The organism is Achromobacter sp. NPDC058515 (genome assembly GCF_042721735.1).
Taxonomy (GTDB): domain Bacteria; phylum Pseudomonadota; class Gammaproteobacteria; order Burkholderiales; family Burkholderiaceae_B; genus Achromobacter.
In genome coordinates this window covers 195,425-220,705 of the sequence record NZ_JBHXNI010000007.1, presented here as the reverse complement: position 1 = coordinate 220,705, position 25,281 = coordinate 195,425, and the positions used below count along the sequence as shown (strand labels likewise).

24 protein-coding genes are annotated in these 25,281 nt (G+C 62.9%); 22 read left to right on the top strand and 2 right to left on the bottom strand.

Features of this window, described 5'->3' with window-relative positions; all coding sequences use genetic code 11:
• The first annotated feature begins 61 nt into the window (after positions 1 to 61).
• Positions 62 to 979, top strand: a complete 918-nt coding sequence (locus ACFWP0_RS14800; protein WP_377843217.1) for a LysR substrate-binding domain-containing protein — start codon at positions 62 to 64, stop codon at positions 977 to 979.
• 5 nt (positions 980 to 984) lie between these two features.
• On the opposite strand, the gene ACFWP0_RS14795 is transcribed toward ACFWP0_RS14800, so the two are convergent.
• Positions 985 to 1,779 (bottom strand): IclR family transcriptional regulator, encoded by a 795-nt coding sequence (locus ACFWP0_RS14795; RefSeq protein WP_377843215.1) that lies wholly within the window; start codon positions 1,777 to 1,779, stop codon positions 985 to 987.
• 185 nt (positions 1,780 to 1,964) lie between these two features.
• Here ACFWP0_RS14795 and ACFWP0_RS14790 point away from each other — a divergent pair, with 185 nt between their 5' ends.
• The 16 genes from ACFWP0_RS14790 to ACFWP0_RS14715 all read left to right on the top strand — a co-directional run bounded on the left by ACFWP0_RS14790 (position 1,965) and on the right by ACFWP0_RS14715 (position 17,210).
• A complete protein-coding gene (locus ACFWP0_RS14790) occupies positions 1,965 to 2,936 on the top strand; it encodes a Bug family tripartite tricarboxylate transporter substrate binding protein (RefSeq protein ID WP_377843212.1) in 972 nt (323 codons plus the stop codon).
• A 14-nt stretch (positions 2,937 to 2,950) separates the two neighbouring features.
• Positions 2,951 to 3,952: a 2Fe-2S iron-sulfur cluster-binding protein gene (locus tag ACFWP0_RS14785; RefSeq protein ID WP_377843210.1), complete on the top strand. Its 1,002-nt coding sequence runs from the start codon at positions 2,951 to 2,953 to the stop codon at positions 3,950 to 3,952.
• Positions 3,953 to 3,984: 32 nt separating this feature from the next.
• Positions 3,985 to 5,340, top strand: a complete 1,356-nt coding sequence (locus tag ACFWP0_RS14780) for an aromatic ring-hydroxylating dioxygenase subunit alpha (protein ID WP_377843207.1) — start codon at positions 3,985 to 3,987, stop codon at positions 5,338 to 5,340.
• A complete protein-coding gene (locus tag ACFWP0_RS14775; RefSeq protein ID WP_377843204.1) occupies positions 5,337 to 6,137 on the top strand; it encodes an SDR family NAD(P)-dependent oxidoreductase in 801 nt (266 codons plus the stop codon). Before ACFWP0_RS14780 ends, ACFWP0_RS14775 begins: the two co-directional genes overlap by 4 nt.
• A 16-nt stretch (positions 6,138 to 6,153) precedes the next feature.
• Positions 6,154 to 6,738 carry a 3-phenylpropionate/cinnamic acid dioxygenase subunit beta gene (locus ACFWP0_RS14770; protein WP_377843201.1) on the top strand — a complete coding sequence of 195 codons (585 nt, stop codon included), beginning with the start codon at positions 6,154 to 6,156 and terminating at the stop codon, positions 6,736 to 6,738.
• A gap of 27 nt (positions 6,739 to 6,765) precedes the next feature.
• Positions 6,766 to 6,939, top strand: coding sequence for a hypothetical protein (locus ACFWP0_RS14765; protein WP_377843198.1), 174 nt, complete (start codon positions 6,766 to 6,768; stop codon positions 6,937 to 6,939).
• Positions 6,940 to 7,109: 170 nt separating this feature from the next.
• Positions 7,110 to 8,759, top strand: coding sequence for an FAD-dependent oxidoreductase (locus tag ACFWP0_RS14760; RefSeq protein WP_377843195.1), 1,650 nt, complete (start codon positions 7,110 to 7,112; stop codon positions 8,757 to 8,759).
• Between the two features lie 71 nt (positions 8,760 to 8,830).
• Positions 8,831 to 9,802, top strand: a complete 972-nt coding sequence (locus tag ACFWP0_RS14755; protein WP_377843192.1) for a Bug family tripartite tricarboxylate transporter substrate binding protein — start codon at positions 8,831 to 8,833, stop codon at positions 9,800 to 9,802.
• A gap of 36 nt (positions 9,803 to 9,838) precedes the next feature.
• Positions 9,839 to 10,498: a fumarylacetoacetate hydrolase family protein gene (locus ACFWP0_RS14750; protein WP_377843188.1), complete on the top strand. Its 660-nt coding sequence runs from the start codon at positions 9,839 to 9,841 to the stop codon at positions 10,496 to 10,498.
• On the top strand, positions 10,495 to 11,262 hold the full coding sequence (locus ACFWP0_RS14745) for a fumarylacetoacetate hydrolase family protein (RefSeq protein ID WP_377843185.1): 768 nt from the start codon (positions 10,495 to 10,497) through the stop codon (positions 11,260 to 11,262). Before ACFWP0_RS14750 ends, ACFWP0_RS14745 begins: the two co-directional genes overlap by 4 nt.
• 9 nt (positions 11,263 to 11,271) lie before the next feature.
• Complete coding sequence (hpaE, locus tag ACFWP0_RS14740; RefSeq protein WP_377843389.1) at positions 11,272 to 12,741, top strand: 5-carboxymethyl-2-hydroxymuconate semialdehyde dehydrogenase; 1,470 nt, start codon at positions 11,272 to 11,274, stop codon at positions 12,739 to 12,741.
• A 2-nt stretch (positions 12,742 to 12,743) separates the two neighbouring features.
• Positions 12,744 to 13,607 carry a 3,4-dihydroxyphenylacetate 2,3-dioxygenase gene (hpaD, locus tag ACFWP0_RS14735; protein ID WP_377843183.1) on the top strand — a complete coding sequence of 288 codons (864 nt, stop codon included), beginning with the start codon at positions 12,744 to 12,746 and terminating at the stop codon, positions 13,605 to 13,607.
• 1 nt (position 13,608) lies between these two features.
• A complete protein-coding gene (locus ACFWP0_RS14730) occupies positions 13,609 to 14,046 on the top strand; it encodes a 5-carboxymethyl-2-hydroxymuconate isomerase (RefSeq protein ID WP_377843180.1) in 438 nt (145 codons plus the stop codon).
• A complete protein-coding gene (gene hpaH / locus ACFWP0_RS14725; protein WP_377843178.1) occupies positions 14,046 to 14,861 on the top strand; it encodes a 2-oxo-hept-4-ene-1,7-dioate hydratase in 816 nt (271 codons plus the stop codon). Before ACFWP0_RS14730 ends, hpaH begins: the two co-directional genes overlap by 1 nt.
• 111 nt (positions 14,862 to 14,972) lie before the next feature.
• Positions 14,973 to 16,103 (top strand): alpha-hydroxy acid oxidase, encoded by a 1,131-nt coding sequence (locus ACFWP0_RS14720; RefSeq protein WP_377843175.1) that lies wholly within the window; start codon positions 14,973 to 14,975, stop codon positions 16,101 to 16,103.
• A 135-nt stretch (positions 16,104 to 16,238) separates the two neighbouring features.
• On the top strand, positions 16,239 to 17,210 hold the full coding sequence (locus tag ACFWP0_RS14715; RefSeq protein WP_377843173.1) for a Bug family tripartite tricarboxylate transporter substrate binding protein: 972 nt from the start codon (positions 16,239 to 16,241) through the stop codon (positions 17,208 to 17,210).
• A 261-nt stretch (positions 17,211 to 17,471) separates the two neighbouring features.
• Here ACFWP0_RS14715 and ACFWP0_RS14710 read toward each other — a convergent pair whose 3' ends face one another.
• Positions 17,472 to 18,425, bottom strand: a complete 954-nt coding sequence (locus ACFWP0_RS14710) for a LysR family transcriptional regulator (protein ID WP_377843171.1) — start codon at positions 18,423 to 18,425, stop codon at positions 17,472 to 17,474.
• Between the two features lie 276 nt (positions 18,426 to 18,701).
• On the opposite strand from ACFWP0_RS14710, the gene ACFWP0_RS14705 reads away from it, so the two are divergent.
• From ACFWP0_RS14705 to ACFWP0_RS14685, 5 genes are read left to right on the top strand one after another with little or no spacing between them, the layout of a single operon-like run.
• Complete coding sequence (locus ACFWP0_RS14705) at positions 18,702 to 19,676, top strand: Bug family tripartite tricarboxylate transporter substrate binding protein (protein WP_377843168.1); 975 nt, start codon at positions 18,702 to 18,704, stop codon at positions 19,674 to 19,676.
• A gap of 21 nt (positions 19,677 to 19,697) precedes the next feature.
• Positions 19,698 to 20,795: a histidinol-phosphate transaminase gene (gene hisC / locus ACFWP0_RS14700; protein WP_377843166.1), complete on the top strand. Its 1,098-nt coding sequence runs from the start codon at positions 19,698 to 19,700 to the stop codon at positions 20,793 to 20,795.
• Positions 20,792 to 22,120 (top strand): FAD-binding oxidoreductase, encoded by a 1,329-nt coding sequence (locus ACFWP0_RS14695; RefSeq protein WP_377843164.1) that lies wholly within the window; start codon positions 20,792 to 20,794, stop codon positions 22,118 to 22,120. Before hisC ends, ACFWP0_RS14695 begins: the two co-directional genes overlap by 4 nt.
• Before the next feature lie 25 nt (positions 22,121 to 22,145).
• Positions 22,146 to 23,819, top strand: coding sequence for a thiamine pyrophosphate-dependent enzyme (locus ACFWP0_RS14690; RefSeq protein WP_377843161.1), 1,674 nt, complete (start codon positions 22,146 to 22,148; stop codon positions 23,817 to 23,819).
• Positions 23,819 to 25,237 carry an aldehyde dehydrogenase family protein gene (locus ACFWP0_RS14685; RefSeq protein ID WP_377843158.1) on the top strand — a complete coding sequence of 473 codons (1,419 nt, stop codon included), beginning with the start codon at positions 23,819 to 23,821 and terminating at the stop codon, positions 25,235 to 25,237. Before ACFWP0_RS14690 ends, ACFWP0_RS14685 begins: the two co-directional genes overlap by 1 nt.
• The last annotated feature ends 44 nt before the right edge of the window (positions 25,238 to 25,281 follow it).

Sequence of the window (25,281 nt, the reverse complement as noted above, 5' to 3'; positions counted from 1 at the left end):
GTCTATTGCTGGGGATCGGCCAGTCCTCGATAAAATGCCTTTGGTCGATCCGAGTACTTCCATGTCCTATCAAGCCAACATCTCGCTTCGGGAAACGCCTTCGATTCGCCAGCTTCGGGCGTTCATCGCGGTATATCAAACCGGCAGCCTATCGGCCGCTGCCGAAGCGCTTGCCCTGACGCAGCCGGCCGTGTCGCTCCTGTTGAAAGAGCTCGAACAGAAGCTTGGTGTGCGCCTGTTCGATCGAACCACGCGCTCGTTGCGCCGGACCGCGGCGGCGGCCGAGGCGATCGCGTATGCCCAACGAGCGCTTGCTGAGCTGGTGGCGTTGGGCGATTGCATGCAGGACCTGGCGCAGGCGCGGCGCGGCCGTGTACGGATTGCGGCGACATCCACCATTGCGCAAACCCTTCTGCCCAATGCGATCCGGCAATTTCTGAACTTGCACCCGCAGGTGATCGTGTCGATCAATGACTGCGCGCCCGCGGAGTTCACGGATCGCGTCTTGAGCGAGCATGTGGACTTCGGCATCGGGTCGCTCGAAGGTCCTGTGCCGGGCCTCGAGCAGAAGGTAATTCTCGACGACACCTTGTGCGCCGTGGCAACCGGGCTGTTTTTCCCGACGCGCCGATCCATGAGCTGGAAGCAATTGTCGGGCATGCCCTTGATCGTCGTCCAGCCAGGTTACGGCGTGCGGCGCGCGATCGATCGCGCCGTGGTGGCGGCGGACGTGCAGCTCAACATTGCCTACGAGGTTTCTTTGCTGACGACCGCGCTGGCCATGGCCGCCAATGGCCTGGGTGTGGCGGTGGTGCCTTACTCCATCGTGCATTCCACGCACTACGCCAATCTCATTGCTCGCCGACTGATCCGTCCGGTCGTGCCCCGCGTATTGGCGGTGGTGTGCAAGGAGAATCGCCTCTTGTCGCCGTCAGCCCAGGCGTTTGCGGACATGCTGCCGCGCATCGCGCTGGGCTGACTGGTCTACTGCGAGTCGCCCACGCCGAGTTGGCGCGAAAGCGCCCGGGCGCTTTGCATGACGCGCTCGCCCAGGGCCTTGACCACGGTTTCGTCCAATCGCGTGGCGGGACCGAACAGGCCGATCGAACCGGCGACACCTTTGCGATCAAAGAAGGGTGCAGCTACTGCGACTGCCCCGACAATCAACTCATTGCGGCTGACGGCATAGCCTTGTTCCCGTGTCTCGGCCAGGCTCTGCGCAAACGCCTTGCGATCCACGTCCAGACCGCGCAGGTAATCATCCAGTCTCTCCTGGGCGTCGGCTTTGAAAGCCAGGATGGCGCGGCCGGTTGCGCCCACCGCGATCCGTTCCTGATAGCCCACGCCGCGTTTGAAGTTGAGCGGTTGCGGGCTGGGAAGTTCGGCCAGGCATAACCGCATGTCCGCGCGCTCGACAAACACGGCAACGGTTTCCTGAGTCTCGTGCCAGAGCGCCCGCATGATGGGCTCGGCAATGGCCGTGATGTCCAGGGTCTCGGTCCACACATGCGACAGCCGTGCAATGGCAGGCCCCAGCCGGAAGCGTTGCGGGTCCCCGGACGACGTGATGAACCCTTTGGTCTCCAGCGTGTAGAGCAGGCGGTACAGGGTCGGGCGGCTGAGCTTTACCCGTTGCAGCAGCTCTGCGGCCGTCAGTTCGGAATCCTGGCGGCTGAAGGCAAGAAGGATATCCAGGGCCCGATTAACGGCGCGGACGCTATCCGTCCCTTTTTCGCCCTTGTCTTCATTTTCGATATTGCTGCTTTCGTCGGCCTTCAAGGCGTTCTCCCGGTTTCCAGCTGGCAAGTCTACCCCGCTGCACAGTCGTACACGGGCGCGGGCCGATGCGCGGCCCCGTCAAAAGGGGGTATTGCAGAATCGAACTCTGTACGTATAATGAGACCGTAGTCCGACAGACGGACAACAATAACAAAACCAAAACAAAGCCCAAAGGAGACAAAGAAATGAGGATTTCCTGTATGCGCAGGGGGCTGGCGGCATGCGCCCTGGCCGCGGCGTCGGTGTCGCAAGCGGCCGCTCAGTACCCGGACCGCCCGGTCAGCGTCGTCGTCGGTTTCGCCCCTGGCGGCACGAACGACATCCTGGCCAGGCTGATCGCCGCCAAGCTGCAAACCCGCCTGAAGCAGAGCTTCGTGGTCGAAAACCGCGCCGGCGCCAACTCCATCATCGCGGCCGACTACGTCGCGCGGGCAACGCCCGACGGCTACACCATCTTCGTCGCGTCCAGCGGCGCGCTGACCATCAATCCCGCGACGTATTCCAAGCTGAGCTACGACCCGCAAAAGGACTTCAAGGCCGTGGCCCTGCTGGGTTCGTTCCCGCTGGTCGTGGTGGGCAATGCATCCTTCAAGGGCGAGAGACTCGCCGACCTGAAGAAGGCGGCCACCCGCAATGCCGATGGCGCGCTCACCCATGGCGTGGGCTCTTCCACCTTCCAACTCGCGGCCGAGTACTACGCCCGGCAGGCAGGCGTGTCCCTGGTGCAGGTCAGCTATCGCGGCACCGGCCCCCTGGTGGCCGCGTTGCTCGGCAATGAGGTGGACATTGGTTTTGTCGATGTGGCTGGCGCGATCTCGCAGATCAACGCGGGAAAGCTCAAGCCGCTGGCGGTGACGACCACGCAGCGCTCATCGGTATTGCCCGATGTGCCGACCATCGCGGAGTCGGGCGTGCCCGGCTACGACGTGCCGGTCTGGACCGGCCTGGTCGTTCCGCGCAATACGCCCGACGAGGTCGTAAGCACGCTGCAGGCCGCGTTGAAAGACATCCTGGCCGACCCCGATACCGCCCAAAAGTACCGCCCGTTGGGGATGGAAGTGGGCAATGTCGATGGGCCCGCGCTCCAGCGGCGCATCGCTGACGACATCGCCAAATGGACCGATGTCGCCAAGGCGGCAAACATCAAAGTCGACTGATGGACAGTGAAATCATGAGCAATGTGCCCCTTACTTTGTTGTTCTCCGACGGCGCGTCGCGCCGCATTCTGGCGCAAGCCGGGCAGACGGTCGTCGACGCGGCTGCGGAAGCGGGCCTGGGTTTGTTGACGGATTGCAGCAACGGACAGTGCGGCACCTGCGTGGCCAGCCTGGTCTCGGGACGGGTGGAGCTCGGCAAGTACGACCGCGCGGTCCTGCCGGACAGCGACAGGTCCGAAGGCGCCATCCTGTGCTGCGTCAGCCATGTGTCCGAACCCTGTGTCGTCGAGCTGGGCTATGACTCAGCCGAGGCCATGGCCGAGGAGGCGCCGCCGGTGGTCGGCAAGGTCAAGGCCTTGGAGCAGGTTGCGCGGGAGACCGTAATGCTGGAGATCGAGCTCGAACAGGGCGTCGAGTTCCAGCCCGGCCAATATGTACGGATCCGGCCTGAAGGCGAGGAGCAATGGCGCTCTTATTCGATGGCGGGCCTGTCGGGCGAAAGAAACCTGCGTTTCTACATCCGCCTGGTTGAAGGGGGGCGGTTTTCTACCTGGCTGCAACAGACCGCCGCGCCTGGCGCCGCCGTTGAAATTTCCGAGCCGCACGGCAGTTTTTTTCTGCGAGGCGAAGATCGCCCGCGCCTGTTCGTCGCGGGCGGAACCGGACTCGCGCCATTTCTGGCCATGCTCGCGGCGCTTGCCGGCAACGACGCCGCGCGGGCGATTCCGACCACGCTTTTGGTGGGGGTGCGCAGCGGCGCCCATTTCTTCGCCACCGAGAAACTTGAGGCCTTGCGCAAAGCCTGGCCGGAACTGCAAGTCCGTCTCGCCGCCGAGGCCGAGCCGACCGCGGATTGTCATGAAGGCTATGCCACGGATCTGATCGCCGCCCTGGACGCTGATCCGCGCACCCGCGTTTACCTTTGCGGACCGCCAGCCATGGTGGAAGCCGGCCGCCAGGCGGCGCACGCCGCCGGCCTGTCACGGCGCGACATGTTGTGTGAACGCTTCAACTGAATCCCCGTTTTCCAAGCAAACAGGAATGCAACGTGAATAGCTCTGTCTACAACCGCATGGTTGACCTGAAGAGCGGCATCATCAGCCGCGAGATCTTTTCCGACAAAGATGTCTTCCAGGAAGAACTGGAGAAGGTGTTTACGCGCGCCTGGCTCTTTGTCGGCCATGAAAGCCAGATTCCCAATCCGGGCGACTACTACACCTCGCGCATGGGGGCCGAATCCGTCATCCTGACGCGCGACAAGAAAAAGCAGGTGCATGTGTTCCTGAATTCATGCCGCCACCGCGGCATGAAGGTCTGCCAGTACGACCACGGCAACACGCAACTCTTCACCTGCCCGTACCACAGCTGGAGCTACACCACCGAAGGCAAGCTCTTTGGCGTGCCGCAGTACAAGGCCATCTACGAAGACTGCCTCGAGAAAGAAAACTGGTCATTGATCGAGGTTCCAAAGCTGGCGCTCTACAAAGGCACGGTATGGGCCTCGTGGGACAAGGATGCGCCCGACTTCCTGACGTATCTCGGCGATGCCAAGACTCACCTTGACCTGGCGCTGGATCACCGAGATGGCAGCGAAGGCGGTTCGGAAGTACTGGTCGGGGTGCATAAATGGATCATCCCCTGCAATTGGAAATTCGCAGCCGAGAATTTTCTGGGCGATACCTATCACAACGTCAGTCACCGCTCGGTCGATCTCATCGGCATTGGCCCGAGCGCTGAAGTCGGGGTGCAAGGGCGGCGTGACAACGAACTGGAGTACGCGCAGCACCTGTGGGTCAACTTTCCCGCCGGCCATGGCGTGCATAGCGCCATCGTTCCCGAGAACTCGCCATTCGTTGACACCTTCCAGAACAACCGCGTGGTTGCCGATTACTTCCGTCATTGCCACGAGGAGCGCAAGCGCCGCCTTGGCGTAGAGCGCAGCCGTCTGGTGCCGTTCGTCGGAACGATCTATCCCAACCTGTCATTTCATGGAAAGCAGCCGCGCAGTCTTTGCGTCTGGCACCCGCACGGCCCGGAATCGACCGAAGCCTGGCGCTTCTTCCTGGTGGATGCGAACGCGCCGCAAGAGGTCAAAGACTTCCTTCGCACTTATTACATGCGCTACTCGGGTCCGGCGGGAATGACCGAGCAGGACGATATGGAGAACTGGAACTACGCGACTGCCGGAAGCCGTGGCGTCATTGCCAAGCGTTATCCCTATAACTATCAACAATCTCTGGGCAAAGTGACGACGCAGGGCCCCGTTCCGGGCAATGTCAGCCTGCAGGTCAGTGAAGAAAATCCGCGGCAGTACTACCGGCGTTGGCGCGACTACATGAACGGCGCGGATTGGGATGTGCTGTTGGGCAAGCATGACAACGGTCCCGCGAGCTTCGCGATATGAGCGGCCCTGTCACCATCGTCACGGGCGGAACGTTCGGGCTTGGCCTGTCCATCACGGTGTTGCTGGCGCGCCGTGGACACCAGGTCCTGGCCTTCGGACTGCGCCAGGCCCAAGTCTCAAGCTCGGCGGCCGGCTTTGGTGAATTGGAGCAGGCGCTGAACAAGGAGGGCCTGTCGGGCCGTGTCGAACTCATGGAGGCCGACGTGTCGCGCGAAGGCGAGACCGCAGCGGTGGCGCAGCGCGCCTTGGAACGGTTCGGGCGCATCGACGGCCTGGTCAACAACGCGGCAATCGGCCCATTGGGAACCGTCATGGATACCTCGCCCGAGGTGTTTGAGCAGATTCTCAAGGTCAACATCGGAGGCATTTACCTGATGAGCCGTCAGGTCATTCCGGCGATGCGCGAGCAAGGGGGTGGGTCCATTGTGAATATCGGATCCGGCGCGGGCTACGGAAAACCCAATATGGCCGTCTATGCCGCCAGCAAGGGTGCCGTGTTGGCGCTGTCGTCGGCGATGGCCTACGACCATTTCCATGAACGCATCCGCGTCAACGTCGCCATTCCGGGCGGGGGCGGCATCGTGTCCGGCATGAGCCTCGGCCGCTTTGGCGGAGATGAAGCCGTATTCAAACGTCGTCCGGCGCCGGGAACGGCTGCCGGACGCCCGGCGACCGGCGAGGACCTGGCGGGCGCCGTGGCCTTTCTGCTATCCGATGACGCCGCGGCCATCTCGGGCACTGTGGTCGATGTCGGGTGCTTCGCCCATCAAGGAGGACCGGTGCCAAACCGGCCGTAGAACAAAGGACAGTGAGATGAATGAACAGTTGATTGACGCGGAAAAGCCCACGGCAGCCACGGTTGCGCGCGATGCGCGCTACTACGCCTTGAAGGCGGAAATTGAAGAGCACCTTTATGACGAATGCGAGCTGCTTGATTCTCGCCGGTTCGCGGATTGGCTGGAGACACTGGCCGATGATCTCGTCTACTTCATGCCTATGCACTTCAACGTCAAGTTCGGGAAGCACGAAAGCAATGAGAAGACGCGCCTCGACGAGCACATGAGCTGGTTCAACGAAGGGAAGTGGACGCTCAGCAAGCGAGCCGAACAGATCATGACGGGGGTTCACTGGGCCGAGGAGCCGTTGTCGCGGCTGTCCCGCATGGTCAGCAATGTGCAACTGACCGCCATCCAGGATACGCACGAAGGCGGTCTGGAGGTCGATGTCCGAAGCCGGTTCCTCATGTACCAGAACCGATGCGAGTACGAAGAGTACTTCTTCGCCGGACGCCGATACGACCGCTTTCGCCAGTCGGATGGAGGCTGGAAACTGGTGCGCCGCGAGATTCACTTGCCGCAGAACGTACTGCTGGCGAAGAACCTCACGATGTTCTTTTGAGCTGGGCCTGACCCACGGGAAACACTCATGATCAATTTCATCAACTTGCAGGTCGGCCAACGACTGGCGCTCAAGGACGGCCGCAGGGCCGAAATCGTCGACAACATCGGAGACGGAATCTGGGTTCAGGTCCACTTTGATGACGGTCCCGAGGAAGCAGAATTGCTGCACTGCGAGGAAGTTGTCGGGCTGGCCGAATAGCATCCAGAAATGCCCGTCGTCAAGGCCTGGAGCGGCTCTTCGTCACGCAGCTGTTTGCGATTTATCAAACTTATTAAAGTTTTTTATAAACGCATAAGAAAGTCTCGTTTGTTATGCCCATCCACGCCTCCCTACACTGGCCTCGTTCGAAATCAAACGGATAAAACATTATGGGTGGCAGGCAAAAGCATGACGTGATTGTGGTGGGTTCCGGCCCCGTCGGTTTGACGGTGGCCATGGACCTGGCATCACGTGGGGTCGGTGTGCTGGTTCTTGAAAAACGCCCGCGCGGTGAAGCGCCGAGCGTCAAGTGCAATCATGTGTCGGCGCGATCCATGGAGGTATTCCGGCGTCTGGGCGTCGCCGATGCCGTGCGCGCGGGCGGGCTTCCCGATGAGTATCCGCATGATGTCGCCTACCGCACCAGCGCCACGGGCATCGAGCTTACGAGGATTCCAATTCCAAGCCGCGCCGGCCGCCTTCGGCATGACCCGGGGCCGGATACCGATTGGCCGACGATGGAACCTCCTCATCGGATAAACCAGATCTATCTGGAACCCATTCTGTTTGCGCACGCCGAGTCCATGCAGGGCCTGAGCATCCGCAGCCGGGTGGAGGTCAGCGGCGTCAGCCAGGACGCCACCGGCGTTCAGGTTCGAGCGCGCGACCTGGAAACGGGCGAAGCGCTGACCTTCGAGGCAGACTATCTGGTGGGCTGTGACGGCGGCCGTTCGCAGATCCGAACGGCTATCGGCGCGACGCTGGTAGGCGATGCCGTCATCCAGCGCGTGCAGTCCACGTACATTCGCGCCCCGAAACTTCTGTCGATGTTCAAGCACGAGCCGGCGTGGGCTACGTTCACGCTCAGCCCGGTTCGCAGCGGCAACATGTACGCCATCGATGGCAAAGAGCTCTGGCTGATCCACAACTACCTGAAAGAGGACGAACCTGACTTCGAGTCTGTGGACAGAGACCGCAGCATTCGTCAGATTCTGGGCGTCGATGACAGCTTCGAGTACGAGGTCATCAACAGGGAAGACTGGTTCGGGCGGCGTCTGGTGGCCGACCGGTTCCGCGACCGACGCATCTTCATCTGCGGCGACGCCGCTCATCTCTGGGTGCCTTACGCTGGTTACGGGATGAATGCCGGCATTGCGGACGCCGCCAATCTGGCATGGCAACTGGCGGCCGTGGTCAACGGCTGGGGCGCCCCGGATATCCTCGAAGCCCATGTAGCCGAGCGCCACCCCATTACCTCGCAGGTCTCGTACTTCGTGATGGATCACGCGCACGCCATGGCGACCGAACGCCGCATCGTGCCACAGAACATCGAAGCGCAAGACGATGCTGGACGCGCCGTGCGCGAGGAAGTCGGACGCCGGGCTTATGAGCTGAACGTCCAGCAATACTGCTGCGCGGGCCTGAACTTTGGCTATTTCTACGATAAATCGCCGCTCATCGTCTACGACGGAGAATCGCATCCGGGCTACGCGATGGGCAGTTTCACGCCATCCACTGTGCCGGGTTGCCGTACGCCGCACTTTGTCCTGCCGGGCGGCCGCTCGTTGTATGACGCCATGGGGCCGGATTACTGCCTGCTGCGCCTGGATACAGACGCCGATGTCCAGCCATTGCTGGATGCCGCGGCGGAGCGGGGGTTGCCGCTGACAGTGCTGGATGTTCCGGCCGGCGCGGCGCCGCAGGCCTATCGGCATGCATTGCTGATCTCCCGCCCTGATCAGCACGTGGCTTGGCGCGCGGACACCTTGCCTTCCGACTGCGGCGCACTGCTAGACCAGTTGCGAGGTGCCCTCGCCTGAGTGAGCTAGCCCGGGGCGGCCGCGGGCTGGCCCAACCTGATATTCACAAGAACAAAATCATGGAGACAACAATGAGCTTCCTGTTGAGAGTGACCCGGGCGCTGTGCGCCGGGGCCTTGACCGTTTCGAGCGGCCTGGCGGTGGCGCAGCCGCCAATTTCCTTGGTCGTCCCCTATGCGCCGGGCGGGGCCACCGACATTCTGGCGCGCATTGTGGCGCAACGTCTTTCGCAAGAACTGGACCGTTCCATCGTTGTTGAGAATCGCGCGGGCGGAGGCACGATCATCGGCGCCCAGGCGGTTGCGCGCGCGCAGCCTGATGGCAACACCTTGTTGATGGCGACCAGCACTACGCTGGCCATCAATCGCAGTCTCTATAAATCGCTTCCGTACAGGCCCGGCGATTTCGCGCCCGTGGGCCTGGTCGCCGAGGTGCCGCTGGCCATTGTGGTCGGCCCGTCGGTTCCGGCGAACACCTTGCAGGAGCTGGTGGCGCTGGCCAAGCGGGACCCGGGCAGCCTGAGTTTCGGCTCCGCGGGCAATGGCAGCCCGCAACACCTCGCGGGTGAATTGTTCAAGACTTCGGCCGGCGTATCGCTCACTCATGTGCCGTACAAGGGGTCGGCTGCCGCGCTCAACGACCTCCTGGGCGGTCAGGTATCGATGATGTTCGCCGACCTGGCGCCTGTGCTGCCGCAGATCAAGGCTGGAAAGCTGCGGGTGCTGGCGGTTACGTCAACGCACCGGCTCGCGTCTCTGCCCGATGCGCCGACGGTGCGCGAGGCCGGTGTTCCGGGCACGACGGATTATGAGGCGGTTGCCTGGCAAAGCCTGGTCGCAGCGCCCGGAACGCCCGCACAGATCACCCAGGCCTATAACGCCGCGCTTGGAAAGGTGCTGGCCGATCCGGCCGTGGTGAAGCGCTTCCAGGATGACGGCATGTCGGTCCGTACCAGCACGCCGCAGGAGCTCGCCAGCTATATGGAATCGGAAAGTGAGCGTTGGGCGAAGGTCGTGCGCGCCTCGGGCGCCAGGGTCGACTGATTCCACCCGGATTTTCAACTCTTGCAGGAGGCATCCATGCCGCAATTCCCCGTCTACGACGAGAAGCCATATCGGCTGTCCGGCGTCGTTTACGGCGCGCTGCTGAATCAACCGTCCGCTCTTGAGCAGATCGGAGCTGCAGCGCACGAGCCGCCCCACAAAGCGCCGCCGAAAGGGCCGGTGCTGTATATGAAGCCGCGCAACACGCTTGTGCCCGATGGTCAGGCCGTGGTGATCCCGGAGGGCGAGGAGGCATTGCGCTTGGGAGCCACCATTGGGCTGGTCATCGGACGGACCGCCTGCCGGGTCGCCGCCGGGCAGGCCCTGGATTACGTCAGCGGGCTGCTGCTGGTGGCGGATATGACAATCCCTCACGAAACTTTTTATCGTCCGTCGGTGCGGTTTGTTGCGCGCGACCGTTCCTGCCTGCTGGGCGGAAAGATCGCCGCGGACCTGGATCCCGATGCACTGACCATCGACGTCGGTATCGAGGGCAAGTTCGCGCAACAGGTGTCCATGCGAGGCCTGATTCGTCCGGCGGCCCGTTTGCTGGCCGACGTCACGGACTTTATGACCTTGTCGGCGGGAGACGTGCTCTTGATGGGCGCCCGCATCGACGGTCCCCTGGTGCGCCGTGGGCAGACGTTCTCCCTTGCGACCGCCGGTATGCAGACCCTGGAGGGAATCACCCAATGAAAACCGCGCGTGTTGCCTATGCCGGCGCTGTCCATACCGCGACCCCGCATGCCGAGGGGCTGCAATTGGCCGATGGCCGGGTCTTGGCCGAGGACGCGGTTGTCTGGCTGCCGCCGTTCGACGTCGGCACCGTGATCGTGCTGGGGCTGAACTATGCCGACCACGTCAAGGAGTTGGCGAAGGAGCTGACAGTCACCAGCAAAGACGAGCCGCTTGTGTTTTTCAAGGGGCCAGGCGCCGTGGTGGGTCATCAGGCCCAGACGCGACGCCCTGCGGACGCCACCTATATGCACTACGAGTGCGAGCTCGCGGTCGTTATCGGCAAGCCGGCGCGAAATGTACGTGCTGCCGACGCCATGGCGCATGTGGCGGGCTACACGGTGGCCAATGACTACGCCATCCGCGACTACCTGGAAAACTGGTACAGGCCGAATCTGCGTGTCAAGAACCGGGATACCTGCACGGTGCTCGGCCCCTGGCTGGTCGATGCCGGCGAGGTGGCGGATCCGCATGCCCTGGCGCTCAGCACGCGCGTCAATGGCGAGGTCACCCAGCGGGGCAGCACCGCCAACATGGTTAACGACATTCCGGCGCTGATCGAGTACCTCAGCGGTTTCATGGCGTTGAATCCGGGCGACGTGATTCTGACCGGCACGCCCGATGGCGTGGTGAATGTCAACGAAGGCGACGTGGTGGTCTGCGAGATCGAGGGAATCGGTTCCCTCTCCAACACCATTGTTGGTGATTCAGTGTTTGGCCGATAAGGAACGATGATGCGTATTCAACATTTGATCGACGGAAAGTCCGTCGAGAGCAAGCAGTACTTCGAGACGATCAACCCCGCGACGCAGGACGTCCTGGCCGAGGTCGCATCAGGCGGCGAGGCGGAAGTGCACGCCGCCGTGGCCGCGGCCAAGGCCGCTTTTCCGAAATGGGCGGCTACGCCTGCCACCGAGCGCGCGCGCCTGGTGAGAAGGCTGGGTGAGCTGATCACGGCCAATGTTCCGGAGCTTGCTCAGACCGAGACCAACGATTGTGGCCAAACCATAGGCCAGACCGGCAAGCAACTGGTGCCGCGGGCCGCGGACAACTTCAGCTACTTCGCCGAGATGTGCACTCGGGTCGACGGGCATACCTATCCGACGCCGACCCATTTGAACTACACCTTGTTCCATCCGGTTGGGGTCTGCGCCTTGATCAGCCCTTGGAACGTTCCGTTCATGACGGCCACCTGGAAGACCGCGCCTTGCCTGGCCTTTGGCAATACGGCGGTGCTGAAAATGAGCGAGCTGTCGCCGCTGACGGCTGCGCGTCTGGGCGAACTGGCGCTTGAGGCGGGCATCCCCGCCGGCGTGCTGAACCTGGTGCATGGCTACGGCCAGGACGCCGGCGAACCGCTGGTGGCGCACCCAGATGTCCGAGCCGTGTCGTTCACGGGGTCGACGGCGACCGGAAATCGCATCGTGCAGTCGGCCGGCTTGAAGAAGTTCAGCATGGAGCTGGGCGGCAAGAGTCCCTTCGTGATCTTCGACGACGCGGACATGGACCGCGCACTGGATGCCGCCGTGTTCATGATTTTTTCGAACAACGGCCAGCGTTGCACTGCCGGCAGCCGCATCCTCGTGCAACAAAGCGTTTATGCGGACTTCGTGCAGAAGTTCACCGAGCGTGCCAAGCGGATTACGGTTGGCGATCCGCTCGATGAGAAGACGATTGTCGGTCCCTTGATCAGTAAAGCCCACATGGCCAAGGTCCGCGGCTATATCGAGCTGGGCCCCAAAGAAGGCGCCACGCTGCTGTGCGGCGGTCTGGACCGCCCCTCGTACGCCGCGGAATTGCCGACGCGCGTGCGCGACGGAAACTTTGTCTGGCCGACGGTCTTTGCCGACGTGGACAACCGGATGAAGATTGCGCAGGAGGAGATCTTCGGGCCGGTGGCTTGCATCATTCCCTTCCGTGACGAGGCGCATGCCATCGAACTGGCCAATGACATCCAGTACGGCCTGTCCAGCTATGTCTGGACCGAGAACATCGGCCGTGCCCATCGTGTTGCCGCCGCCGTCGAAGCCGGCATGTGCTTCGTGAACAGCCAGAACGTGCGCGACCTGCGGCAGCCTTTCGGGGGCACCAAAGCGTCGGGTACGGGCCGCGAAGGCGGCACCTGGAGCTACGAAGTCTTCTGCGAACCCAAGAACGTCGCCGTTTCGATGGGTAGCCATCACATTCCGCACTGGGGAGCCTGATCATGGGGAAACTCGCGCTTGCCGCCAAGATCACCCATGTCCCGTCGATGTATCTGAGCGAACAGAACGGCCCGAACAAGGGTTGCCGCCAGGCGGCCGTAGACGGGCATCACGAAATCGGCCGACGTTGCCGCGAACTGGGCGTGGACACCATTGTGGTGTTCGATGTGCACTGGCTGGTGAATAGTGAATATCACATCAACTGCGGGCCGAAGTTCAGCGGCTGCTATACGAGCAATGAGCTGCCGCATTTCATCAAGAACCTGCCCTACGAGTATCCCGGCAATCCGGCGCTGGGCGAACTGATTGCCGAAGTCGCCAACGAAATGGGCGTGGCGACTCGCGCGCATAGCGACACGACGCTCGAACTCGAGTACGGGACTCTGGTGCCAATGCGCTATATGAACAGCGACCAGCATTTCAAGGTCGTCAGCATCTCCGGCTGGTGCGTCTGGCACGACCTCGATACCAGCGTGCGCTTTGGCCGAGCGGTGCGCAAGGCCATCGAAGAGCGTTACGAGGGCACTGTCGCCATTCTTGCCAGTGGTTCCCTTAGCCATCACTTTGCCGAGAACGGCACGGCTCCTCAGTACATGAACAAGGTCTGGGATCCGTTCCTGGAGCAGGTGGACCGGCGCGTGGTCGAACTCTGGGAGCAGGGGGATTGGAAGACCTTTTGCCCGATGCTGGCCATGTACAACGACAAGTGCTGGGGTGAAGGCGGCATGCACGACACCGCCATGCTGCTTGGCGCGCTGGGCTGGACCGAATACGAAGCGCCGGTTGAGGTGGTCACGCCTTACTTCGGCAGCTCGGGGACTGGCCAGATCAACGCCATCTTCCCCGTCACTCCGCTCGGAGAATGAGATGCCGCACCTGGTGATTCTCTATTCAGGCAATCTCGAACCGGCCGTGGACATGACGGCGGTCTGCCGAGCATTGGCGGATGCCATGCGTGAGGTCAGGGACGAGGAGGGCAAGGCTGTTTTTCCGGTGGGGGGCATCCGCGTGCTGGCTTACCCGGCGGCGCATCATGCGGTCGCCGACAACGGCGCGGCAGGACTTGCGGGCGGCGAGTCCGGCGATTACGGGTTTGTGTACCTGAACCTGCGCATGGGCGCCGGCCGCAGCGATTCCGTGATTCAGGCGGCGGGCGACGCCATTACGGCCGCAGCCCGCTCGCAGCTGGACACCTTGCTGGAAGCCAGGCGGGTCGGCATGACCTTCCAGGTCGACATCGGCCAGCAGGCCTATGACGCGAAATTCGGAAATCTGCACGCGCTGTTTCAGCAAGGAGGAAAGTAATGCTAAGCGATACCTTGATTCAGGCGCTGGCGGCCGAACTCGACCAATCCGAGAAGACCGGCAAGCAAGTCGAGCATTTCTCGAAGCGCCATCCCGAGATCACCCTGGAAGACGGCTATCGGATCAGCCGCGCCTGGGTGGCCATGCAGCGCGCGCAAGGCCGGCAGGTCATCGGCCACAAGATCGGGCTCACGTCGCGCGCCATGCAATTGTCCAGCCAGATCGACGAGCCCGACTACGGCACCTTGCTCGACAGCATGCTCTACACCTGCGAGCCTGGAAGCGTGCTGGACCTGCCCACGGAACGCTTCATCGCGCCGCGCGTCGAGGTTGAACTGGCATTTGTGCTCAAGCGCGCCCTGAAGGGACCGGACGTCTCGGTCGAGGACGTACTGGAAAGCACCGAGTACGTTACGCCGGCCATCGAGATCATCGATGCCCGCATCGAGCAGCTTGACCGGCACACGAAGGCAATGCGCAAGGTCTTCGACACCATCAGCGACAACGCCGCCAATGCCGGCGTGGTCATCGGCGGCGAAAAGGTGCGCCCGGATGCCGTGGATCTGCCCTGGTGCGGCGCCGTGCTGCGACAGAACGGCGTCGTTGAGGAAACCGGCCTGGCGGCCGGCGTGCAGGGCCATCCGGCCGTCGGCGTGGCCTGGCTGGCCAACAAGCTTGCGCCGTGGGGAGAGAGCCTTCAACCGGGTCAGATCGTATTGGCGGGATCCTTTACGCGCCCGGTGGCGGCGCGTCGGGGCGATGCCTTCGAGGCCGATTACGGCTCGCTTGGAAAACTGAACTTCCGGTTTGTGTGAGAAGGCCCGTGCCTTTGGGTGGGACTGGCCGACCCGTATGCCACGGAGGCTGCGAATCACGCCGGATTGACCCGCGGAAGGTCATGCGCCTTCTGTCATTTTGGACCCCTCATGAAGAAATTCGTCAATGTCGAGGATTATCGGCAGGCGGCGCGTCGGCGTTTGCCAAGAATCGCCTTCGACTACCTGGACCCCGGCGCGGAGGATGGGCTTACCTGCCGGCTGAACCGCCAGAATCTGCACGACATCCATTTTGAACCGCGCGTGCTTCAGGGAGTGGCCGCTGCCGATGTCGATCTGGCGATAAACACCTTTGGCATCCCTTCGCGTCTTCCCTTGGCCATCGCGCCAACCGGGTTCGCCGGCCTGTTCTGGCCGCAGGCCGATCTCGGTCTTGCTCGGTGCGCCGCGCAGGCGGGAATTCCGTACATCATGTCCACGGCGTCGACCATGTCGATCGAGGAGGTCGCGCGGCAAACGGATAACGGCGCGACACGCTGGTTTCAGCTCTACCTGCTAAACGACAGGGACGCCACAGAGGCCATGGTGGAGCGCGCGCGAGACGCAGCCTACTCGGCTTTGGTGTTGACCGTGGACACGCCCTGCGCCGGAAAGCGTGAAGCAAGTCTCCGTCATGGGTCGCGCCTGCCCTTGAGGCTGGATGCCGAGAAACTGCTGGACTTTGCCCGGCATCCCGGTTGGGCCTGGCAGATGGTGCGTCATGGGCAGCCCAGGCTCGCGAATTTCCCCTATTCGCGTAAAGAGCCGTTCGTCATGGAGACGCACCTGAAGCGGCGCATCGATTGGGACGATGTGCGCTGGCTGCGGCAGGCCTGGCCTGGCCCTTTGATTCTGAAAGGCGTGCAGTCCGTTCTGGACGCGCGGCTGGCGTCGGAACACGGCCTGGATGCGATCGTGGTGTCCAACCACGGTGGCCGCCAGCTCGACGGCGCGCAAAGCCCGATGCAGGCGCTGGGGATGATCACGCAGGCAGTAGGGCAGAACCTGACAGTGATGGCCGATAGCGGCTTCCGGCGCGGCAGCGATGTCATCAAGGCGCTGGCGTGCGGGGCGCACAGCATCTGGCTTGGCCGGGCCACGCTGTACGGAATGGCGGCCAGAGGACCGCAAGGCGCGGCGCACGTGCTGTCCATTATTGAAGATGAAATGCGCCGAACAATGACGCTTCTGGGTGTCGGCAGCCTCGCTGAACTCAATGCGTCCCTGATCCGGCGGGCCTGAGCAATCGCGATTCCTTTCTTCAATCGCGATTGCTTCCGATGGCTGGCGGCATGCTGATGGTGGTTCAAAAATACGAGCTTCGCTGCACGGGACCTGTGCAGTGAAAAACTCATACTAAAACCAGGAGACAACGCAGTGAAAATCAATGCCTGCGTCAACATCATGATGGGCGCCGCTTGTCTGGCCGCGGCGTCAGGGGCCTACGCCCAAACCTATCCCGATAAGCCGATTACCCTGATAGCGCCCTTTGCTCCGGGTGCGTCAGCCGATGGCGTGGCGCGCGTGGTGGCGCGCGAGCTCTCTCAGGCGCTGGGTAAACCGGTGGTGGTCGAGAACCGCGCCGGTGCAGGCGGCACGACCGGCTTGATTGCGCTGGCGCACGCAGCGCCTGACGGCTATACCTTGGCTATTGGCGCGACCGGCGCCATCTCCGTGAATCAGCATCTTCCGGACGCCGCCCCGCTGGATCCCAAAAAGCAATTGGCCCCGATTGCCAGATTGGCGGATATCCCGCTGGTGCTGGTGGCCAGCCAGAAGTCTGGTTTGAAGACGCTGGGCGATGTCGGCCCCGCCTCGGTGAAGGATAAAGGCATCAGCTACGGAACATCGGGCCAGTTCACGTCGCATCATCTGGCCGGCGTGCTGTACGGATCGATGATCAATGCCACGATGGTGGCGGTTCCGTACCGCGGCAGCGCACCCGCCCTGACCGACGTGATGGCGGGTCAGATCCCGCTGGCGATCGTGGACCTGACATCCGCGATTGGCGCGATCAAGGGCGGCAAGGTGACGCCGCTGGCGGTGACCAGCGCCAAACGCGCCGCCGCCGCGCCAGAGGTGCCGACCATTGCGGAATCGGGGCATGCAGGCTACGAGGCGGGCGGATGGTTGGGACTGTTCGCACCGGCCGGCACCCCGCCTGCCGTCGTCGAGACCTTGTCCGCGCGCGTAAAGAGCATTCTGGCGAGCCCCAAGGTGGTCGGCGAGTTTGGCACCTTGGCCGTCGAGCCGGCCTATTTGAATACGGCGGATTTTTCCACTTACATCGACCGTGAGACGGCAAAGTGGGGCGCCGTGGTGAAGCAGGTGGGCGCCATACAGCGCTGATTCTGCGGACGTGTAAAAAAAGCGCCCTTGATGGGGTTTTTTTCCGCTATGGGGCGTGAGCTTCGGCGGCTCTGTTGCCGCGCAACGAGGCCGCACGCGAGAGGCTGCGAGGAGGCGGTCCTGCGATCAAGCCTGCGTGGCGGACAATGCCGCCGAGTTCGCGCTCATTTACGAATCGAGGGAATGGTGTTCCGCTCGCTGGACAGGGTCAATTGCGGAGCATGCATCGCGATTGCGGCTGGCAATCGCTGTACGGAGGAATCAGCCTGCAGGCGCGGCCGGATTCGGAAGGCCTTTGCGCGCGTTGTCGATGCGTACAAAGGACGAGATCATGGCGCAGAGCAGTTGCGCCTCGCGGCTCAGCTTTCGGCCAGACTTATAGACCAGCGCGACGGTGTAGGGGCGAACGTGTTCGCTGACCTTGATGGGCTTGAGCTTGCCCTTGACCAGGGGGTGGTGCAGCACCACGAGCGGCAGACGAGCCAGGTAGTCCGAATGCAGCAGCAGCGATACCGCGTCAAACAGCGACGAAGAATAGGCGGCCACGCGCGGGCGGCCGACGTTATAGCGGTCAAAGATCTCCACCAGGCTGGCGTCGCCGGACTTCTCGTCAGGCGCGCCGCCGACGACGATCCAGTCATAGGTGTTGAGAACGGCAACGCTGGCCACATCGTTCAGGGGATGGCCGGAACGCGCCAGCACTACGGGCTCGCCTTCATATAGGGGCTCGATGTGCAAGTCTTCGGACAGGGCCGGGTCCGGTGTCCCGGACAGCCGGACCAGCGCGAGTTCGATGCGGTTATCCCGCAGATGCATCAGCAGGTCGCTGGTCACCGAGTGGGTGAGATGCAGGGCGACGTTGGGATTGCTGCGGCGGAAATCGCTGAAGACGGTCGGGGCGAGGCGTAGCGCGGGATCGATTGACACGCCGACGCTGATCGCTGGGCGTTGTTTTTCGCTGCTTTGGCGTAGCCAGTTGGACGCTCGGTCCGCCTCGACGATGACGGCCCGGGCCATGGGAGCAAGTGCCTCGCCTTCTGGGGTCAGTTGCAGGCCTTTGGCGTCGCGGCGAACCAGGATGGCGGAGTAGTCGTCTTCGAGCTTTGCAATGCTCTTGGTAAGTCCGCCCTGAGACACGTCGAGGGCGCGAGCGGCTGCGCGAAATCCCCCGTGTTCAATCACGGCGAGGAAATCCCGTAGCTGTTGCAGTGTCATGGCCAAAATAAAAAACCCTTCTTTGTTGCGCTGAACGAAACGGCGTCTCGCAATGATACGGCGGCAGCGGCGGCTCGTCCGTTCTCTGAAACCGGCATAAGCGGCGCTTCGGGGTTATCCCTAGGCAACATGCGCCTGAACTGGCGCCATGGCGCGGTTCGTATCTCCCCCCGATTGCCGGAGGTAATCGCGATGTGCCGCTGAGCGTTGACCGTCAGCAGGGTGGATCGACAAGATAGCCCGCCAATGACCAACAAAACACCCAAGGGAAATCACATGCTCAAACTGCTGAGAGCCAGCCTGTGCTGTGCGTTCGGTTTTGCTATCGGACAAAGCGCGGCCATTGCCGCCGACGCGCCATCCACCATCAATCTGGTGGTTGGCTACCCCCCGGGCGGCAGTGTCGATACCGTGGCGCGGCTGCTCGCCCAGCCCTTGTCCAAAGAACTCGGCGCGACGGTGGTGGTTGACAACCGGGCGGGCGCGGGAGGGCGTATTGCGGCGGGCTATACCAAGGCGGCCAAGGCGGACGGCAGCTATCTCATGATCGTGCCAAATTCGGTTACCACCATCGCCACGCTGGTGTACGCCGATAAGCTCAATTTCGACATACGCCGGGATTTCGCGCCGGTAGCGCGGCTGGTGTCTTATCCCTTTGCCTTGTCCGTGGCCGCGAATTCGGGAATCGCGTCTCCGGCAGACCTGGCCGACTGGCTGAAGGCCCATCCGGCACAGGCGAATTACGGCTCTTCGGGCGCCGGCGGCCTCGCTCACTTCTCCGGCCTGCTTTATGCCGCGAATGCAGGAATTTCATGGACCCACGTGCCCTTTGCCGGTGGTGCGCCGCTGATCACGAATCTGCTGGGCGGGCATGTCGTCGCAGGCGTGGACACCCTCGTCGACCACTACGAGCAGTCGCGCACCGGAAAGCTGCGGATCCTCGGCATCTTCAGCCCCGAGCGCTACACGTTGACGCCTGATATTCCCACCCTCGAAGAGCAGGGCATCAAAGGGATGGATGTGAAAGGCTGGTTTGGCGCCTTCGTGCCAGCGCGTACTCCGCCCGAGGTGGTGGCCCGGTATGACGCAGCGTTCCGGAAAGTGCTGAGCAGTCCCGAGGTCGTCAAGCGCTTGAATGAACTGGTGCTTCAACCCGCTTACATGCCGCATGAGGCCTTGCGCGATAGCTTGAATGCCGAATTGGCAATGTGGGGGCCCGTCATCAAGGAATCCGGTTTCACTCCTGAATAGCAATAGAGCAATAGGCAAAAAATGACTTACTCTCCCAACGTCCCGGCGCATATCTCCAGCCTGAAGGCGTATATCCCCGGCTTGCCGATTGAAGACCTTGCGCGCCGCCTCGACATGCCGGTGGAGCGCATCGCCAAGCTGGCGTCCAATGAAAACCCGCTGGGCGCCAGTCCGCTTGCGCTGGCGGCGGCGCGCAATGTCGCGATGGACTTGTCGCTCTATCCCGATAACGACGCGACGGCTTTGGTCGACGCGCTGAGCCAGATGCTTGACGTGGCCGCGCAGCAAGTGGTGGTCGGGGCAGGCTCGGAAAGCCTGCTTGCCATCGTCGCCGCGGCGTTCCTCGGCCCGGGCCGGTCAGCGGTCTACACGCAATACTCGTTCCAGGCGTTCGTCAACGCCGTGCACCGGGCCGGCTCCGTGGGCATCGAAGTGCCCTCGCCCGATTTCACCGTGCACCCGGAGCAGTTGCTGGCTGCGATTCGTCCCGATACTGCGGTCATCTATCTGGCCAATCCGGGCAATCCCACCGGCACCCGCGTGCCGCAGCGAGCGTTGGCTGAATTCCTGGAGCGGCTGCCGTCGCACATCCTGGCGGTGCTCGACGAAGCCTATGTCGAATACCTGCCGGAACAGGATGGGCCGGACTCGCTCGGGTTTGTGGGCAAACATCCGAACGTCTTGTTGACGCGGACGTTTTCGAAAGCCTACGGCCTTGCCGGCTTGCGCGTCGGCTACGGCGTGGCCCAGGCCGAGGTGGCGGCCATGCTGCGGCGCCTGCGCGCGCCTTTTTCGGTGACTGCCGTGGCGCAGGCCGCCGCCATCGCCGCACTGGCCGATCAGGACTTCTTGGATCGGACCGTGGAGGTCAATGCACAAGGTCGCGAGCAACTCTATGCCGGTTTTGATGCGCTGGGCCTGCGGTATCTGCCCTCGTACGCGAATTTCGTCCTTGTCGAGGTGGGCGATGGCGGGGCCTTGGCCAAGCGACTGGAGCAGCACGGTCTCATTGTCCGGCCGGTTGGCGGCTACGGGCTGCCGGCCTGGTTGCGCGTGTCCATCGGCTCTGAGCAGAACAACGCCCGATTGCTCAAGGCCTTGCAAGAGGAAGTGCGGTGAGCATTGAAGAGCGCTATCTGCACGACTGGACAGGAACGCGATACGGCACTCCTGCCTCGGTATTCCGGCCCCGCAAGGTGGATGACGTGTCGGCGTGGCTGCGCGGCCATCATGCGACCGGGGCCCCGATTGCGGTGCAGGGAGGCCGGACCGGCGTATCCGGCGGAGCCGCGCCGGGCGACGGCGAGCACGTGCTTTCGCTGGAAAACCTGAACCAGGTGGTCAGCTTCGACCGCAAGGCGGGTGTCATCGTCGTCGAGGCAGGCATGATCCTGGCCGAAGTTCAAGCCATGGTCGAAGCCGAAGGCTGGGCATTTCCGCTGGATCTGGGTTCGCGGGGGTCGTGCCAGCTTGGCGGCAACGCAGCGACCAATGCAGGCGGATGCCGGGTGATCAAGTATGGCAACACGCGCAATCTGGTTCTGGGGCTGGAGGCAGTCATGGCCGACGGGTCAGTGCTCGGTCCGGCCAACACCCTCGTCAAGAACAATGCTGGCTATTCCCTGACGCAGTTGCTGGTCGGCAGCGAAGGCACGTTGGGGGTGATCAGCAAGCTCGCGCTGCGCCTCGTTCCCGCACCGGCCGTGCGCATGACGGCGCTGCTGGCTTTGTCGCCCGAGGTGGCGATTGCGGATCTCTTGCGCTATTGCCGGGTGGGTTTCGGCGACAAGCTCTCGGCATTTGAGGTGATGTGGCCTGAATTTGTCGACGCCGCCATCGCCGCGCATACCGCCAGTCGGACCCTGCCTGAGAGCTTTGCCGCGTCCCGCGCCGTGTTGGCCGAGCTGGAAGGCGATGACGAGTCGGCGCTGGCAGCCTTGCTGGAGACCGTGCTGTCGCAGGCCTGGGAAGAAGGTTTGGTTCACGATGTGGTGTTGCCCAGCTCCGTCAAGGATGCGCAGTCCTTGTGGGCAATACGAGAATCCGTGGGCGAAATACAGGCCCGCATCCGTCCGTACGCCGGCTTTGACCTGGGCATGCCGGTGGCCGATTACGACGCTTTTGTAAGGGCGGCCCGCGCCAATCTGGCGGCGCAGGCGCTTCCCGTAAACGCCTATTTCTTCGGCCACGCCGGCGACGGCAACATGCATGCGTGCATCGGTCCATGCCACTCCGATGACGTCAGGCAGCGGGTTGAAGCCGCGCTGTACAGCCTGCTGCCCGACTACCGCAGCACGGTGACGGCCGAGCACGGCGTCGGCCGCAAGAAAAAGGCCATGCTGGGCCGGGCGCGCAGCCCGGCTGATCTGGCAGCCATGAAGGCGATCAAGCAAGCGCTCGATCCCAAGAACATTCTCAATCCAGGTCGCATCTTCGACCTCTAGAACACGCAAGCGAGGAGTACCCGTAATGACCATCAAGACCGGCGGACACGCACTGGTGGAAAATTTGATCCAGCACGGCATCAAAGACCTGTTTCTCATCCCTGGAATCCAGCTGGATTGGGCGGTTGACGCCTTGCGTCAGCGCAGTAGCGAGATCAATCTATTCGTGCCGCGTCACGAGCAGACCACGACTTACATGGCTGACGGCTATTTTCGGGCGTCAGGCCAGATCGGGGCAGCCATGGTGGTGCCCGGGCCGGGCGCCCTGAATACAGGCGCAGGGCTGGCTACGGCGTATGCATCGAACTCCAAGGTTCTGTTCGTCACGCCGCAGATCCACTCCAAGGGTGTGGGCAAGGGCTATGGTCTGCTGCACGAAATCAAGGACCAGACCGGCTTTGTCGCCGGCCTGACGAAATGGAACGCCATGGTCGAGTCGGCCGACCATATTGCGTCGACCATGGATGCGGCGTTCGCGCAGTTGAATACCGGCCGCCCGCGGCCGGTGGGCGTTGAAATCCCGCATGATTACCTGCAGACGCCAGTTGAGCAGGACAACGAGCGCAGTACCCATCCGGCGCCCGTGCCGCTGGTCGACGAGAAGCTGATCCAGGCCGCGGCAGCGCTGATCAATGGGGCCAGATTTCCCGTCATTTACGCGGGCGGCGGCGTGAATAATCCTGCTGGCGCCGCGGGTTTGCGCGTGCTGGCCGAGAAGATCGGTGCGGCGGTCGTTGCCAGCGACAATGGCCGTGGCGCGCTGACCGACCGTCATCCCTTGTCCATGAACTCGCTGGCCGGGCGCGCCGTATTTCAGCACGCTGATGTCATCGTCGTGGTGGGTAGCCGCTTTATCGACGCGATGACGCCGACGGCGTCCTGGCCGCAGGGAGAGGGCGTGCGCTTTGTGTATCTCAATATCGATCCTGCCGATGTGACGCCGCCGCGCATGCCGGATGTGGCGCTGATTGGCGATGCCGCGCAAGAACTGCCGCGGCTTGCCGAGTTTCTGAAAAAGCGCGCGGTGTTAAAGGAGTCCGATGCCCTGGCGGTAAAGCGCTGGGCCCAAGCGCAGATCGATTCGATTTCCCCCCAGGCGGACTACGTCAATGCGCTGCGCAAGGCAATGCCTGATGACGCTATCTTCGTCAATGAGCTGACGCAGATCGGCTATCTGGCGCGAATCGCTTTCCCGGTTTATCAGCCCCACACCTATATTGGCCCCGGCTACCAAGGGACGTTGGGCTACGGCTTTCCGGTTGCGCTGGGCGCGGCCGTCGGTGGCTGCGGCCGCCGGGTGGTATCCGTTACCGGCGACGGCGGGTTCGGCTGGAATCTGCAGGAGCTGGCGACGGCAAAGCGGTATGAATTGCCGGTGACGCTGATCGTCTTCAACGATGGCCACTATGGCAATGTTCGCGCCATTCAGCGCCGGGAGTTCGGCGCCGAGGTGGCGGTCGAACTGAGCAATCCGGATTTTCGCCTGCTCGCGCAGGCCTTCGGGGTGCCGTTCGAGCAGGTGGAAACCCCCGAGGCCCTGGGCGCGCTGGTCGAACAGTCGATGAACACCAGGGGGCCAGTCATGATCGAAGTGAAGATAGGCGTTGTGCCCAGTCCCTGGCATTTGTTGCGTCTGCAGCCCATGAAAGGGATGACGGGACCCGCCGCGCCGGCCAATCCGTTGGATGGGGCGATTTGATGCACTATGAATCGTACTTTTCCGGCGGGAATGTCTTGTCTTGCGATGGCGCGGTCTTCGCCCATGTGCAGAATCCCGCAACAGAGGCGCTGCAAGGCAGCGTGCGAGAGTGTTCGATCGAAAACTTGAACGATGCCGTGCTCGGCGCAGTTCAAGCGCAGGCCTTGTGGGCGCAGTCCAGCCTGCAAGACCGGCGTGATGTTCTGGACCGCCTGACCGCCGCCGTACAGACGCGTTCGCAGGCCATTGTGGAAAGCCTGGCGCTTGAGATCGGGTGCCCGGTCTGGCTGGGGGCCGCCATGCAGGTGCCCATGGCTTTGAAAGGCCTGGCGTTTGCCCGCGCGGCGCTCGATGACATCGTTTGGGAAGAGCGGATTGGCAATGGGCTGGTCGAGCGAGTTCCAGTGGGCGTCATTGCAGCGATCACACCTTGGAATTTCCCGCTGCACCAGATTGTGGCGAAGGTCGCGGGCGCCATCGCCGCCGGTTGTGCGGTCGTGCTGAAACCCAGCGAATTTGCCCCGGGGGCGGCCTGGCAGTTTATCGAAGCATGTCAGGATGCCGCGCTGCCAAAGGGCCTCGTGAATCTGGTCTGGGGCGGCGCCGAGGTGGGCCGGGCGTTGACAACGCACCCTGGCGTTGATCAGGTCAGCTTCACCGGCAGCACTGCGGTCGGACGGGCGGTCATGGCCGATGCAGGGCAGCACCTCAAGCGGGTCACGTTGGAACTGGGTGGCAAATCGGCATCGGTGCTGCTGCCCGATGCGGACCTGGAGGCTGCCGTGAGCACTTCATTGCGCATGGCGTTGGCGAACTCAGGGCAGGCATGCGTCAGCCAGTCCCGTTTGATCGTTCCGCGCGCCCGTCTTGCCGAGGTGGAAGCGCGCCTGAGCGCGCTGCTCGACGATTGGCCCTTGGGCGATCCGGCGGATCCGGCAACCCGGTTGGGTCCGGTCGCCAATCAGCGGCAGTTTTCCCGCGTCAATGCCATGGTCGAGCGAGCCTTGCAACAGGGCGCACGACGGGTCGCGGGCGGCCCCGGTCGTGCGGTCGGCTTTGACCGGGGCTGGTATTGCCCGGTGACCCTGCTGTCGGATGTCTCGCCGGCCCTTGAGGTTGCTCAGGAAGAAGTATTCGGGCCAGTCCTGGCATTGATGCCGTATGACACGGTCGATCAGGCGCTGGAGCTAGCCAACTCGACGCGCTATGGCCTGTCAGGCGCCGTCTGGTCATCGGACGCGTCGAAAGCGGCCGCCTTTGCCCGACGAATGGCAACGGGGCAGGTCATCGTCAATGGGGCGCCCCAAAATCTGGCCACGCCTTTTGGCGGGCGGCGCGATTCGGGTCTCGGACGCGAGAACGGCCGCTTCGGCGTCGAGGAGTGCCTGACCTATCGCTCATTGCACGGCGTGGCTTGAGATCCGGGTCCTGGCTGGCCAGGGCCTTCTCGATGCCGCATCGC

What these genes read in the sequence shown, in the direction of transcription:
- ACFWP0_RS14790 (WP_377843212.1), top strand. Translation starts at nt 1,965, where the DNA reads ATGAGGATTTCCTGTATGCGCAGGGGGCTGGCGGCATGCGCCCTGGCC.
- ACFWP0_RS14685 (WP_377843158.1), top strand. Translation starts at nt 23,819, where the DNA reads ATGCACTATGAATCGTACTTTTCCGGCGGGAATGTCTTGTCTTGCGAT.
- hpaE (WP_377843389.1), top strand. Translation starts at nt 11,272, where the DNA reads ATGCGTATTCAACATTTGATCGACGGAAAGTCCGTCGAGAGCAAGCAG.
- ACFWP0_RS14775 (WP_377843204.1), top strand. Translation starts at nt 5,337, where the DNA reads ATGAGCGGCCCTGTCACCATCGTCACGGGCGGAACGTTCGGGCTTGGC.
- ACFWP0_RS14800 (WP_377843217.1), top strand. Translation starts at nt 62, where the DNA reads ATGTCCTATCAAGCCAACATCTCGCTTCGGGAAACGCCTTCGATTCGC.
- ACFWP0_RS14760 (WP_377843195.1), top strand. Translation starts at nt 7,110, where the DNA reads ATGGGTGGCAGGCAAAAGCATGACGTGATTGTGGTGGGTTCCGGCCCC.
- ACFWP0_RS14710 (WP_377843171.1), bottom strand. Translation starts at nt 18,425, where the DNA reads ATGACACTGCAACAGCTACGGGATTTCCTCGCCGTGATTGAACACGGG.
- ACFWP0_RS14690 (WP_377843161.1), top strand. Translation starts at nt 22,146, where the DNA reads ATGACCATCAAGACCGGCGGACACGCACTGGTGGAAAATTTGATCCAG.
- hpaH (WP_377843178.1), top strand. Translation starts at nt 14,046, where the DNA reads ATGCTAAGCGATACCTTGATTCAGGCGCTGGCGGCCGAACTCGACCAA.
- hisC (WP_377843166.1), top strand. Translation starts at nt 19,698, where the DNA reads ATGACTTACTCTCCCAACGTCCCGGCGCATATCTCCAGCCTGAAGGCG.
- ACFWP0_RS14755 (WP_377843192.1), top strand. Translation starts at nt 8,831, where the DNA reads ATGAGCTTCCTGTTGAGAGTGACCCGGGCGCTGTGCGCCGGGGCCTTG.
- ACFWP0_RS14745 (WP_377843185.1), top strand. Translation starts at nt 10,495, where the DNA reads ATGAAAACCGCGCGTGTTGCCTATGCCGGCGCTGTCCATACCGCGACC.
- ACFWP0_RS14770 (WP_377843201.1), top strand. Translation starts at nt 6,154, where the DNA reads ATGAATGAACAGTTGATTGACGCGGAAAAGCCCACGGCAGCCACGGTT.
- ACFWP0_RS14730 (WP_377843180.1), top strand. Translation starts at nt 13,609, where the DNA reads ATGCCGCACCTGGTGATTCTCTATTCAGGCAATCTCGAACCGGCCGTG.
- ACFWP0_RS14750 (WP_377843188.1), top strand. Translation starts at nt 9,839, where the DNA reads ATGCCGCAATTCCCCGTCTACGACGAGAAGCCATATCGGCTGTCCGGC.
- ACFWP0_RS14765 (WP_377843198.1), top strand. Translation starts at nt 6,766, where the DNA reads ATGATCAATTTCATCAACTTGCAGGTCGGCCAACGACTGGCGCTCAAG.
- ACFWP0_RS14720 (WP_377843175.1), top strand. Translation starts at nt 14,973, where the DNA reads ATGAAGAAATTCGTCAATGTCGAGGATTATCGGCAGGCGGCGCGTCGG.
- ACFWP0_RS14705 (WP_377843168.1), top strand. Translation starts at nt 18,702, where the DNA reads ATGCTCAAACTGCTGAGAGCCAGCCTGTGCTGTGCGTTCGGTTTTGCT.
- hpaD (WP_377843183.1), top strand. Translation starts at nt 12,744, where the DNA reads ATGGGGAAACTCGCGCTTGCCGCCAAGATCACCCATGTCCCGTCGATG.
- ACFWP0_RS14785 (WP_377843210.1), top strand. Translation starts at nt 2,951, where the DNA reads ATGAGCAATGTGCCCCTTACTTTGTTGTTCTCCGACGGCGCGTCGCGC.